The organism is Bilifractor sp. LCP19S3_H10 (genome assembly GCF_052119185.1).
In the GTDB taxonomy this organism is placed as follows: Bacteria; Bacillota; Clostridia; order Lachnospirales; family Lachnospiraceae; genus Bilifractor.
In genome coordinates this window covers 201,333-215,074 of record NZ_JBQKFT010000002.1, presented here as the reverse complement: position 1 = coordinate 215,074, position 13,742 = coordinate 201,333, and the positions used below count along the sequence as shown (strand labels likewise).

At 48.0% G+C, this 13,742-nt stretch carries 9 protein-coding genes; 8 read left to right on the top strand and 1 reads right to left on the bottom strand.

Annotation, left to right across the window (positions count from 1 at the left end):
* Positions 1–61 precede the first annotated feature (61 nt).
* The 3 genes from ACTQZS_RS02690 to ACTQZS_RS02680 all read left to right on the top strand — a co-directional run bounded on the left by ACTQZS_RS02690 (position 62) and on the right by ACTQZS_RS02680 (position 3,096).
* Positions 62–964, top strand: a complete 903-nt coding sequence (locus ACTQZS_RS02690) for a hypothetical protein (RefSeq protein ID WP_441474469.1) — start codon at positions 62–64, stop codon at positions 962–964.
* Complete coding sequence (locus ACTQZS_RS02685) at positions 961–1,542, top strand: glycerol-3-phosphate responsive antiterminator (protein WP_441474468.1); 582 nt, start codon at positions 961–963, stop codon at positions 1,540–1,542. The genes ACTQZS_RS02690 and ACTQZS_RS02685 overlap by 4 nt, the downstream gene beginning before the upstream one ends.
* A 159-nt stretch (positions 1,543–1,701) precedes the next feature.
* The gene (locus tag ACTQZS_RS02680; RefSeq protein ID WP_441474467.1) at positions 1,702–3,096 is read left to right on the top strand and encodes an alanine/glycine:cation symporter family protein; all 1,395 of its coding nucleotides are present in this window, start codon (positions 1,702–1,704) and stop codon (positions 3,094–3,096) included.
* Here the strand turns inward: ACTQZS_RS02680 and ACTQZS_RS02675 are convergent.
* On the bottom strand, positions 3,093–4,301 hold the full coding sequence (locus tag ACTQZS_RS02675; RefSeq protein ID WP_441474466.1) for a helix-turn-helix transcriptional regulator: 1,209 nt from the start codon (positions 4,299–4,301) through the stop codon (positions 3,093–3,095). The two genes, ACTQZS_RS02680 and ACTQZS_RS02675, sit on opposite strands and share 4 nt — an antisense overlap.
* A gap of 250 nt (positions 4,302–4,551) precedes the next feature.
* Between ACTQZS_RS02675 and ACTQZS_RS02670 the strand changes: the two genes are divergently transcribed.
* From ACTQZS_RS02670 to ACTQZS_RS02650, 5 genes are all read left to right on the top strand, one after another.
* Positions 4,552–5,970: an MFS transporter gene (locus ACTQZS_RS02670; RefSeq protein WP_441474465.1), complete on the top strand. Its 1,419-nt coding sequence runs from the start codon at positions 4,552–4,554 to the stop codon at positions 5,968–5,970.
* 115 nt (positions 5,971–6,085) lie between these two features.
* A complete protein-coding gene (locus tag ACTQZS_RS02665) occupies positions 6,086–8,536 on the top strand; it encodes a beta-glucosidase (protein WP_441474464.1) in 2,451 nt (816 codons plus the stop codon).
* An 18-nt stretch (positions 8,537–8,554) separates the two neighbouring features.
* Positions 8,555–11,128: a family 78 glycoside hydrolase catalytic domain gene (locus ACTQZS_RS02660; protein WP_441474463.1), complete on the top strand. Its 2,574-nt coding sequence runs from the start codon at positions 8,555–8,557 to the stop codon at positions 11,126–11,128.
* 326 nt (positions 11,129–11,454) lie between these two features.
* Positions 11,455–12,960 (top strand): glycerol kinase GlpK, encoded by a 1,506-nt coding sequence (glpK, locus tag ACTQZS_RS02655; RefSeq protein WP_441474462.1) that lies wholly within the window; start codon positions 11,455–11,457, stop codon positions 12,958–12,960.
* A gap of 274 nt (positions 12,961–13,234) precedes the next feature.
* The gene (locus tag ACTQZS_RS02650) at positions 13,235–13,567 is read left to right on the top strand and encodes a hypothetical protein (RefSeq protein WP_441474461.1); all 333 of its coding nucleotides are present in this window, start codon (positions 13,235–13,237) and stop codon (positions 13,565–13,567) included.
* The last annotated feature ends 175 nt before the right edge of the window (positions 13,568–13,742 follow it).

Genomic DNA, 13,742 nt, shown 5'->3' with positions numbered 1-13,742 from the left:
TTCCGCCTTCGGAAGCGGTAATTCCGATATGCAATCCATGTAAGGAGAAAAGGATAAGATTATGAACGACTCGATTTCAATAAATGAAAAGAACTTTCCGAATGCGGACTGGTTTTATCTGAAAAACGGTAATATCGCGGCGGTCCTTCCGGATCCCGATTCCGAGAAGATCCGCGAGAAGGAGTTCTGCAGACGCTATCACCTTTTTGCAGCGGTATACAGCAGCTCTGAGGAAAGCGAGGAGGACAAGGTTCTCAGATTTGAGAAAGAGTACGACCCGAGGGGCGGAAAAGCAATGTATGCCTATGTCAGTGACGGACCGCGGTTCTGGCTTGCTGCTGTCGGTTCTGAAGTTGTTTCGGAGCTGGGCAAAGACCGTGAGGAGACCGGAAAGTATCTGAAAAAGGTTCTGGCAATCTGGAAATCGGAAAAAATGTGGACGCTTCAGACGGTTGCCTTGTATGACGCGGCATCCGGAAAGGAAGTGGATCATTTCACGGGCATCCGATCCTGCGGCAAGACGGACGAGGATATTCTCCGTGATTCCGGGATACTGAAGAAATATAAAACAGGGATTGAGACAGATCTCTACAGCGGATTCAAGGACATATCCGGTGTCCTGAATTCGGTGGAGAGCTATCGGATGCAGAAAACGAAAAGCGCGGCGTTAGCACTGAATAAGGATAAAGAATATTATACGATCTGCAAGGGAAATGAGAAGCGGATGGTCTGCTATCGGGCTTCTGACGGCCGGACGCACTGCATTCCTGTTTATACGGATCGTATGGAAGCAGATCGCGCGGTTTCTTCGCGCGGCAGCGAATACAGCCTCCGGACAATGGATCTGCGGGAGCTTGCCGGAATGCTTGAAAAGCCTTCTTTCAGTGAAGTGAGACTGTATACGGCAGACGGGAGTACTACATTGGATGCACAGACGGTCATCAGCCGTTATAATGAGACATGAATAAGGAATTTCTGGATAAACTCGAGGACAGCCCGATTGTAGCGGCTGTCAGAAATGACGAAGGCCTTGAGGCCTGCCTGAAGACAGAGGTTGAAATTGTATTTGTTCTCTATGGTGATGTGTGCAGCGTCTCCGGAATCACGGAGCAAATTGCAGAAGCCGGGAAGACACCGGTTGTCCACCTGGATCTGATTGACGGATTGAGTCAGAGGGAGGCTGCCGTTGATTTTCTGAGGAAGAAAACCATGGCGCAGGGTATCATCACGACAAGGAGCAGTCTGATCTCCTGTATCAAGGATCGGGGACTTGCCGCGGTTCTTCGTGTCTTTATTCTGGACAGCAGGGCAATGGATACCGTCGGGAAGCTGACCAGACAGAGCTATTCATCACAGCCGGATGTGATTGAGATTCTTCCTGGAACGCTGGCACCGAAGGTGATCAGCAAGATCCGGAAGTCGGCGGATCTGCCGCTGATCTGCGGAGGGCTCATCAGCGACCGGGAGGATGTGATGAACGCACTGGACCACGGAGCCATCGCGGTTTCCGCCACCAGTCCGGTGATCTGGGATATGCTGTAGCAGAGGAATCAGACATCGGGATCGCGGAGTGTTTTTATCTTAATCATTTGGAATCAGTATTTTCAGAAAGACTATCGCAGGTGAGAGAGGCCTCCGGTAATGAGGCGGGTATTTCAAATGCGGTAGTCGTTTTATATGATTGTCGATGAAGGGGAAGCAATGAAAAACATTACGGAAATCATCAATCAGTTCGACTCGCTGGTCTGGGGCATTCCTATGCTGGCGTTGTTGCTTGGAACAGGCGTTTTCCTGAGTATTCGTCTTCGCTTCATGCAGTTTCGCAAGTTCGGATATATCATGAAGAAGACTGTCGGACAGCTGTTCGTTCGCAAGGAGAATCAGGATGGAAGTCTGACACCGGTACAGGCGCTGAGTACGGCGTTGGCGGGAACAGTCGGAACCGGAAATATCGCCGGTGTTGCGGGCGCGATCGCAATCGGCGGGCCGGGCGCCATCTTCTGGATGTGGATAGCGGCTCTGTTTGGTATGTGTACGAAATACTCGGAGATCCTGCTCGCCGTTCATTTCCGCAAGAAGAACAGCAACGGAGATTTTGTGGGCGGTCCGATGTATTATATACAGAACGGGCTCGGTGCCAGATGGCACTGGCTGGCAGTTTTGTTCTGTGTTTTCGGCTCTATAGCCGCGATCGGTACAGGAAATATGACCCAGATCAATACCATCGTTACCTCGATCGGAGCAGTTGTCACATCCTTCCAGCCGAACCTTCCTGCGGGAGATCTTCAGGCGCTTTATATGGTGATCGGTATTATCGGAGCGGTCCTGACCATTCTCGTATTGTTCGGAGGTATGCAGCGAATCGGAAGCGTAACCGAAAAACTGGTTCCGGTGATGGCACTTGTATACATTGTGGCGGCACTGGTCGTGGTTCTGGGAAATGCCGGCATGATCGGATCTGTATTTTCCGATATTTTCAGGGGTGCCTTTGATCCGAAATCTATCAGCGGCGGGCTTGCAGGTGTAGCGGTTCAGCAGGCAGTGAAGGCCGGATTCGGAAGAGGTATTTTCTCGAATGAGGCTGGACTTGGAACGGCACCGATTGCGCATGCGGCTGCAGATGTCGAGCATCCGGTTCAGCAGGGAATGTATGGTGTATTTGAGGTTTTCGCGGATACCATCGTTATCTGTACGCTGACAGCGCTTGCAATTCTGATATCCGGCAAGGCCGAAGCCTTTTATGGAAAGACCGCAGGAACAGATCTGACCATTATGGCGTTTGGAACAGTGCTTGGAACAAAGCTGGCAGCCATTGTAATCGCCGTGTGTATTGCCATGTTTGCCTATTCGACATTGCTTTCCTGGAGCCTTTACGGCAGCAGATGTTTTGAATTTATCTTCGGAACGACCGGTTCAAAGGTATATCAGGCGATCTATGTAATCTTCGTCGTGGTCGGAGCAAATGTAAAGCTGGGACTTGCCTGGACGATTGCGGACGCCTCGAACGCACTCATGGCGTTTCCAAACCTGATTGCCGTGCTTCTGCTTTCTCCGGTTGTTGTTCGGCTCACGCGTGAATATAAAGGGATGAATTAACGAGCGTGCGTTTCTGATTTCGTGACAGATTTTCGATATTCCCTGGGTGTGCAGCCGTATTTTTTGCGAAAGACATTTTGAAAATAGGACTGTGAGGAGAAGCACAGATATTCGCTTATCTCACTGATCGTTTTATCGGTGTAGCGCAGAAGGCTTCTGGCCTCCTCCAGTTTCCGCCGCATGATATAGGAACTGATATGGAATCCAAGTTCTTTTTTGAATTTTCTGGAGAGAGTACTTCGGTCCATTTTCAGTTCCTTTGCTATATCACCGACAGATATGTTTCGATTGATATGATTCGAGATAAACTGAATGGCGCGAAAGACATCCGTTGACATACCGCTGGGAATTTTCGCGTCAGAAACTCTTCTGGTGAAATCCATTGTCGCTGTTGCGGTTAACAGCGTGATAGCTGTGGCATCTGTCATACGCTCCGCTTCCTGAATGTAGGAATCGGAGAGCTGATAGGCAGTTTCAATATCGAGACCTCCGGAGATTGCGTGACGAGTCATAAGCGCAATAGTGATGATAAAGATATTCTTCGATTGCCGCAGGGAATCCTGAGCGACAGAACCGACGTCAAGCGGTGGAACCGTTTTCATGAAATCCTTCAGGCCATTCAAATCTCCCCGTTCGACAAATCCATAGTAGGACTGCTCAAAAAAGTAGGTATCATGATAATGCTGTTCCTCCTTGCGCTCATAGAGCAACCTGGAGTGTACATTTCCTATTTCTTCTTCCCTTTCATGATTTACAATTCCAAACCGAGCAAAGATGTCAATGTCGTTTCCGGTCATCTCTGTATAGATTAATGCAAGGATATTCAGAAACTGATCCAGAGAGAAAAGAGGCGTCTGATGAAAAAAATCTATGATCTGAAGCCGCATCTGCACCGGGAGGCTGTACGCGGAAATGAGATGATCAATTGCCTCGTCACCTAAGGGTATTGAGCAGACCGGACCTAAAACGACAGACTCACCGGTCTCCGGGTTTCTGCAGAAGCCAAGATAGGCAAATTCTTTTGTCGTCAGATAAAGAAGATTATCTTGTGAAGAGAGCAATTGGTCCTTATAATGCTTCAGATAATCATCCGGAAGGCTGAGAGAAGGATAAACAGCCTTCAGATTACTCTTTACGTAATAGTGGGTCGGCACATAGGTGGCATGATAAATCATGTTTAGCTTTTGTTCAAAATCTATGTTCATTAATGAAGCCTTTCTTTTATCTTCTGTAGATTTTCTTGTTTAAAGATATTCAGACTGCTATATTTTGATTCTTCGATATTTCAATGATTTGCTTCTTATCCGTAATAGGTTTCTTCCGATAATGCCTTAATTTTACAATATATCATCACAATCTTACAATAAAAAGGGCTATTTTCCTGTTAGACTGTTTATAAAAGAACCGTTATGGGGCCCGGCCAGCTCGGATATCGATGTTTTACAGGAGGAGATTATGGGAAAGAAAATGGCACTAGGTAAGGACGCGATGGGAATTCAGAAAACTATGCGCTTTAAGGATTATCTGGGAGATGGAATCGGCCAGCTTCCTTTAAATGCGGTTTCCTGTCTGGTGGGACAACTGACGTATTTCTATACGGATAAAGTGGGACTTGCAGCGGCAGCGGTGGCAACCATGCTTGTTATCGCTAAGATTATAGATGCGTTTACGGATTTGATCATGGGAAAGATTATGGATGATGTTACTTTCAGGGATGGAAAAGCCAGGCCATGGTTTCGGATCATGGCGATTCCGATAGCGGCAATTATTGTCTTGCTCTTCACGGTTCCCACGAAGGCATCCAGGGGTGTTCAGTCAGGTTATGTGCTGATCACAAACATCCTGTGCAGCGCAGTCATCTATACAGCGATTGCCATCCCCTACGGCGCTATGATTGCCATGCGCACCGAGAGCAGCGAGGAGCGTGGAAAGATGGGAATATACCGCGCGGTCTTCGGATATGTGGTCGGCATGATTATATCGATCGGTCTGATACCGATCACGAATCTTCTGGGAGGGACCCAGGCGGCATGGATCAAAGTGGCAGCTGTTTTTTCAATCCTTTCCTTCATCAGCATGGTCGTTTTATACAGATCATCAAAAGAGACGGTCGGAGAGAGTAGGAAGGAAGAAGATGCGGAGAGCACAGAGGGCCCTGACAAACTAGATTTTGCACAGTCAATCAAGCTTTTATTCCAGAATAAATATTGGGTGATTATGTTGATCGCCAATCTTTTGATGAATATTTCCTACGGACTCTCTACTTCCGGAGGAACCTTTTACGCAAAGTATATCCTTGGCAACGACAACATTGTCGCACTTTTGGGTGCTGTCGGTCTGATTCCAACCTTTGCGGGCTTTATACTTGTTGGTCCGATGACGAAGAAATTAGGAATGGCAAAGACCTGCCTGACCGGCTGTATCATTGGTATCGCCGGCTGTATCTATCGTGTATTCACCCCATACAGCCTGATTTCCTGTCTGGTGGGTGGAAGCATGGTTACCTTTGCGAACATTCCAATCATGTGTCTGACCAGTGCACTGGTAAATAACTGTGTTGAGTACAATGACTGGAAGTTCGGACATAAGCTGGTCGGGATGAGCAATTCAGCATCATCCTTCGGGTCCAAAATCGGATCAGGTATCGGAGGATCATTGATAGGGTGGATCCTCGGTGCGTGTGGATTTATTTCAGGCGCGGCAGCGGCAGAACAGCCGTCAGCGGTTACTGCAGGAATCTTTACGTTTTCTATCTATATTCCGCTGGCTCTTTTGATCGGAATGGCAATTCTGTTTAAAATGTACGACCTGGAGAAAATTTATCCGAAGATCGTGACAGAACTTGCTGAGAGAAAGAAAAAAGCTGTGAAATAAGAATTTACGTAAAATAATTTCGGAACAGAAATTTTCGAACCCGGACAACAAAGCTTAATTAGTCAGAAGAATGCTGCAAGTTTGAGGATAGCGCAGGAAAGGGTGTAATAATTACATGGACAAATACACAGAGGAAATGAGAAACCTGAAAATAAGACAGATTCTGGATGAGATGTCTCTGGAAGACAAGATTGCCCTCTGTTCCGGCAAGGATTTCTGGCATACAAAGGCATTTGAACAATACGGGATTCCATCTATTATGATGACGGACGGTCCTCACGGTCTTCGAAAACAGAGTGAAAAAGCGGATATGCTCGGTATCAATCAATCGGAACCGGCCACTTGTTTTCCTACAGCTGTGACGCTGGGGGAATCGTGGAACCGGGATCTGATTCGTCAGGTAGCTGAGGCGATCGGAGAAGAAGCACGTGCATATGATGTCTCTGTCGTTCTGGGTCCTGGTATCAATATCAAGAGAAATCCGCTGTGTGGGAGAAACTTTGAGTATTTTTCAGAGGATCCATTTGCAGCCGGGGAAATGGGGGCCGCCTATGTAGAGGGTATGCAGTCGACCGGAACGGGATGCAGCCTGAAGCATTTCGCAGCAAATAATCAGGAATACAAGAGATTTTCTTCGGATTCTCAGATTGATGAGCGTACACTCCGTGAGATCTATCTGGCCGGTTTTGAAAGAGTGGTCCGGAATGCGCAGCCTAAAACTGTCATGTGTTCCTATAACAAAATCAATGGAGTCTATAGCTCGGACAATTATCATCTCCTGACAGAAATTCTGCGGGAAGAGTGGAAATTCAAGGGAATGGTTGTCACCGACTGGGGCGCAATGAATGACAGAGCAAACGGTTTTTCTGCCGGGTGTGATCTTTCTATGCCCGGAGGTGCGATATCGGTAGATGAAGAAGCCATGCATGCGATTCGTGAAGGGAGACTTAGTGAGGATAGTGTAGATCGCTGTGCTGCACGGGTGCTAAAACTGGTGTTCGACATGCAGAAAAATCGGGAGCAGCATCAGGAGACAATTACGCAAACAGAAAACTCACGGGGCTTTGATGAGACAAAACACCACGAGCTCGCCAGAAAAGCAGCTGAAGAAGGAATTGTTCTGTTAAAAAACGAAAACCATGTTCTGCCGTTGAACGGCGGTGAGAAGATTCTGATTCTTGGCCATATGGCGAAGGATGGACGTTACCAGGGAGCCGGAAGCAGTCATATCCATCCGACAATGCAGGATCAGTTTCTGCCCATGATGCCGGAAGCGGATTATCTGGAAGTGGTAGATGAAAAGGGACACCTGCTCGAAGGTGCACTTGACGCGATTGACCAGACAGCCGGAAAGTATGATAAGGTTATCGTCTTTGCCGGCCTGCCTTCTCAATATGAGTCGGAAGGATTTGACCGTGATACACTGGATCTGCCGGTCGGACATAAGCGGATGATAGATGAAGCAACCTTACATCACGCTCACGTGGTTTTTGTTCTGATGGGTGGAAGCGTGATGGAAATTCCGTATCAGGACCGGGCGGAGGGAATTGTATATGCCGGGTTGTCAGGACAGGCTTCAGGATCTGCTATCTATGATGTTCTTACCGGAGCGGTAAATCCAAGCGGAAAACTGACAGAAACCTGGGTCCGTTCCCTGAAGGATGTGCCGTCTTACGGCTACTATGCCGGGGTTCGCAAGAACGCCCAGTATCGGGAGGGAATCTATGTCGGTTACCGGTATTATGACAAAGCGGGGGTGAGTGTGAATTTTCCGTTTGGGTTCGGGCTGAGCTACACAGATTTCGTTTATTCCGATTTGAAGATTTTAGAGACTGATAAAGCAGAATATCAATACGAGGTATCTGTCAGCGTCAAAAATACAGGAAGGAATCCGGGTGCGGAAATTGTACAGCTCTATATCGGAAATCCACAGGATGGAATTTTTCGGGCAATCAAAGAATTAAAGGGATTTGAAAAGATTTACCTGGAGCCGGGTGAGGAAAAAACGGTGACCATGATGCTGGATGCGAGGAGCTTTGCTGTATTTCAGGATAAATTTATTATCCCTTCCGGGAACTATACGGTTATGGTAGGGGCGTCTTCCGCAGACATACGTCTGAAGAAGAGTCTAATAATAGAAGGGGTAACCCTTCGCACCGAGAATAGGTTGAAGGGAAGCTGGTATGAAGCGCCTGCAGGGCATCCTTCTCTGAAGGACTGGAGTCTTTTATTGGGAAGGGAGGTTAAAGAGGATCGGTCCCCTGTGAAGGGAGAGTTCACATCCGGAAATACACTCAGTGAGATGAAGGACTTCAGCTTTATCGCGCGTAAAATGTGTGAAATGATTGAAAAACAGATTGCGAAGAAAATGGGAATGAAGCCGGACTATTCCAATCCCGAATTCCGAATGCTGGTATCATCTAGCGTGGATTGTTCTCTGCATGGAATGATTGTCAATTCCGGTGGAGCCTTTCCAAAGAAGATTGCGGATATGATCCTTGCAGAGGCAAATCATGGAAAAGCAGGAGCATTTATGGCTTTAATCAGAAAAGAACACAGGGTTTAATTTTGGAGGGAAATGGGGATGAAAGCAATCAGACTTAGAACGGAATACTTGACGAATCCGATGGGCATTGATATCCGTCGTCCGCGTTTATCCTGGAATTGTGAGGGCGGACGCAGACAGACAGCATACCGGATTCGGGCAGAAAAAGAAGGGAGACTTATATGGGATTCCGGAAAAGTTTGCTCTGACCGGATGCATTTGATTCCCTGGGAAGGCGACCAACTGCATAGCAGGGATTCTGTCCTGTGGACGGTGCAGCTTTGGGATGAGGAGGATAGAGCCGGAGAGATCAGCGAAGAGGCTTTTTTTGAAATCGGTCTAGGTTCAGCGACCTGTTGGAAGGCGAAATGGATCACCGGAAATTATAAGGTGAATAAGAAGGAACGTTATCCGGTCGATTGCTTCCGAAAGGAATTTACCTGCAGACGGGCGGTGAAGAAGGCAAGACTCTACATCACTGCCTGCGGTCTCTATGAGGCCAGGATTGACGGCGTAAAAGTGGGTGATTTTTATATGGCACCCGGTTATACGGATTACAGGAAGCGTGTGCAGTATCAGACTTATGATGTCACAGATATGCTTTCAGTGGATTCTCATATCCTGGATGTAGATCTGGCTGACGGATGGTATCGCGGAAGCTGCGGTGCTTATGGATTGAAGAATCAGTACGGGAGTGAGACAAAGCTTCTGGCGCAGATGGAGATCTGTTATGAGGACGGCTCATCGGATGTGATCGGAACAGATGCAGGCTGGAAATGGTCCGATCAGGGCCCGGTCCGTTTTGCAGACAATAAGGATGGGGAAATTGTGGATGCTCGTATGGATGCTTTTGCAGATTCTTCCTATGTTGGGTATGCAAAGCTGACAAGCCATGAGGTACTTCCGACCTGCTCCAATAATGTGCCGGTTACGAAACATGAGACCTTTCATCCACTTATCACGACTGCGCCAAACGGAAAGAAGCTCCTGGATTTTGGACAGAATCTTGCCGGAATTATCTCTTTCCGTGTTCACGCACAGAACGGTCAGAGGATGGTGTGGCGTTTTGGAGAAATGCTGGATGAGGAGGGAAATCTGACGCTCGCCAATATTCAGCTCACGAGAAAAAAACGGACTACCCCCCTGCAGAAGATCGAATTTACTTGTAAAAACGGATGGAATGAATATGAGTCCCGTTTTACAGTTTTCGGATTTCGATACGCGGAGGTGGAAGGCGATGTGGAGCTGGATCCGGAGAACATTGTCTCCATTGCCGTCTATTCCGATATGAAGACGGTCGGAAGATTTAAATGCTCAGATCTGCTGTTGAACCGTTTTTATCAGGCAACAATGTGGTCTGCCAAGAGCAACCATCTGGATATTCCGACTGATTGTCCGACCAGAGAACGTCACGGTTGGACAGGAGATGCGCAGATTTTTTTTGAAACCGCAGCGTATATGATGGACTTTGCCAGCTTCTCTAAAAAATGGCTGCATGATGTCTTTGACTGGCAGAAGAAAGACGGCTGCCTGCCGCATATCGTGCCCGACGGAGGCGCTGATTTTTATATGCGATCGATGAACGGATCGGTGGGATGGGCCGATGTCGGGATCCTGATGCCCTACCGTTATGCAAAGATGTTCGGCGATAAAAGCATTCTGGAAGAGTTCTATGACGGCATGGCAAGGTATGCCCGTTTCATGGAGAAGCGGATGGGCGTGAATCACTCACCTTTAGCAGAAAAGATCAGACTTTCCCCGGAAAACCGGAAATATCTGGTTAATAAGGGACAAAGCTATGGGGAATGGGCGGAGCCTGAGGATGTATGTGCTTTCCGGTGGCAGGATTTCTCTGTTCCCCACCCGGAGGTATCGACTGCCTATACCGCATATGTACTTCGTCTGATGGCGAACATTGCCAGGATACTCGGACACGATAGAGATGCCGGAGAGTTTATGCGCAGCAGCAATGGATGCCGCAGAGCATATCAGGAGCTGGTCAGCGGAGGAAAATACAGTCTGGATACGGACCGCCAGGCACAACTCGTCAGACCTCTTGCTTTTAATCTTTTGAATGAAGAACAGACAGAATTTGCCAAGAAACGGCTGATCAAAGCGTTGGATCATTATGACTGGAGACTTGGAACCGGATTCCTTTCTACTCCGTTAATTCTGGATGTGCTTACAGAGATTGATGTCAAGTATGCGTACCGTCTTCTGGAGAACGAAGATATTCCGGGATGGCTTTCTATGCCGAAGAATGGGGCCACAACCATCTGGGAGGCATGGGAAGGACCTGCGTCAAAGCAGGGAGGGATCGGATCCCTGAACCATTATTCCAAGGGAGCAGTTTGTGCGTGGCTGTTCCGCACGATGTGTGGAATTTCCGTGAACGGAAGAAACTCCTTCCGGATTGCGCCCAAGCCGGGCGGGAGATGCAGCTTCGCGGAGAGCAGCTATGACAGCGTGTACGGGCTGGTCTCCTGCCGCTGGGAAAAGGATGCAGAAGGAAATTATCATTACACAATCCAGGTACCGGCAAATACAACAGCAACCGTGGAACTTCCAGGAAGGGAAGCCTTCATAGCTGAGGCCGGATGCTGGCAGTATTAAGAAGAAGTGAGTATGTATCACTGCACAGTACTATAATCCTTCCGGAGCAGAAGCTTGTCAGAGAGGTTAAGATGCTGCCAATTGAAAAACAGCTTGAAAAAACAGCTTGCTAATTTGGTAAAAGTGCAATAAAATATAACTGTTTCCGAAATGAATCTATGAGATTTACCTAAAGAGTTATAGAGTTATAGAGTTATAGAGTTATAGAGTATACGCACTGGAGTTGGATGGAGTCAGTCGAAAAGCGATAGAAAAAGACTATCGTCTATTGACTGACTTTTTCGTTTGCTTCCACAAAGCAGCGGACAAGGGAGGTTTTTACAATTATGGCAAAGTATGTGATGGCACTGGACTCGGGTACCACAAGCAACCGTTGTATTCTGTTCAACAGCAGAGGTGAAATCTGCAGTATGGCGCAGAAGGAATTCATGCAGTACTTCCCTCAGCCGGGCTGGGTGGAGCATGATGCCAATGAGATCTGGCAGAGTCAGCTGCAGGTAGCGCGTGAAGCGATGCGGAAGATTGATGCCGCGCCAGAGGAAATTGCGGCAATTGGCATTACGAATCAGCGTGAAACAACAATTTTGTGGGACCGCAGAACCGGGCAGCCGATCAGCCACGCAATTGTCTGGCAGTGCCGCCGTACCGCTGATTTCACAGAAAATCTGAGAGTGAACCGCCCGGAAATTGTTGATATATTCAAGAAGAAAACGGGGCTCATTATCGATCCGTATTTTTCCGGTACGAAAATCCGCTGGATTCTGGATCATGTCGAAGGTGCCCGGGAGATGGCGGAGAAGGGAGATCTCTGCTTCGGGACCGTGGACAGCTGGCTGATCTACAAGCTGACCAAGGGAAAGGTGCATGTGACCGATTATTCCAACGCATCCCGTACGCTGCTGTTTAATATCAACACGCTGAAGTGGGATGAGGAGCTGTGCGACATTCTGGACATCCCCATGAGTATTCTTCCTGAGGCGAAACCGTCAAGCTGCATATACGGAGAGGCGGACAAGGAATTTTTCGGGGCACCGGTTCTGATTGCGGGAGCAGCGGGAGATCAGCAGGCTGCGCTGTTCGGGCAGACCTGTTTCAAACCCGGTGAGGCAAAAAATACCTATGGTACCGGCTGCTTTATGCTGATGAATGTGGGGGATAAGCCGGTATATTCCGAGAACGGGCTTCTGACGACGGTCGCCTGGGGGCTGGACGGGAAAGTGGATTATGCCCTTGAAGGATCTGTCTACGTAGCAGGAGCTGCGATTCAATGGCTTCGGGATGAGCTGAAGATTGTTGATTCCTCACCGGATTCTGAATATTTTGCGACAAGAGTCCCGGACACGAATGGCTGCTATGTGGTTCCTGCTTTTACCGGACTCGGAGCTCCGTACTGGGATCCGTACGCCCGCGGCGCCATAACAGGGCTGACCCGCGGCGTAAACAAATATCATATCATCCGGGCAACGCTGGAATCTCTGGCTTTCCAGACCAGTGATGTGCTTCACGCGATGGAGCTGGATTCGGGAATTCATCTGTCTTCGCTGAAGGTGGACGGCGGCGCAAGCATGAATAATTTCCTGATGCAGTTTCAGTCCGATATCATCAACACGCCTGTGAGACGCCCGGTATGCGTGGAAACGACGGCCATGGGCGCCGCTTACCTCGCAGGGCTCGCAACAGGCTTCTGGAGCAGCAGAGACGATGTCATGCATAACTGGTCCATAGACCGTGAATTCCGGCCTCAGATGGACGATGAGACCCGTACAAGGGAGCTTAAGGGATGGAAGCAGGCAGTCCGTTCGACGCTCGGATGGGCAAAAGATACAGAATAAGATTGTAAATCAGGTACCGGTTGCTTCTCTGATAAAAGGCTGTATAATGATAGCTATATCAGCAGCTATCATGACATCGGATATTTCACATATCATTTGACATGTGCGGCCTTGTGGCGGTCGTCTTTTGCATCTATCATTTGACTTGTGTGGCTTCATGCCGGTCGTTTTTTGCATCTATTATTTGACATGTGCGGCTTCATGCCGGTCGGCCAGCATGATGTGTTTGCGTTAAAGCTGTAATAAAAGAATTTTTTGCCGGAGGAAATAAGATATGGCAGATCTGAAGGATTGGTCCTTGCATTATAATGGAAAGTTTTTCTGGGTGCGCGGATATGTGTACCGTAAGTATGACGTAAACGACGGAACACCCGTGACAACATCCGCAATTATTCGTGTGGACAAGGATAAGGACGGGCTGGATATTTATACCGGACATTCTTATTACAGATGCGATTATGATCTGCATGCGCAGGACCGGAACGACCTTTCTTATGAAAAACTTCTTCCTGGAATTGTAAAATCAAACGCAATACCTGCAGATGTCCGGTCAGCCGCAGCAGAGGAAAGAGATCGCATAGAACGGGAGAAAAGAAACCGCAGATAATCGATAGAATGGGAAAAAAGAAACCGCAGATAATCATTGGATAACGCAGATAATTCGATGAGGCAGATCATTGCTCATAAGGACATATAGGAGTATTAATTTCCGGAAAAGGGATATAAAGTGTCGTAAAATTGTTATTTTACGACACTTTATATCCCTGTCTGTCTTCTCTCAT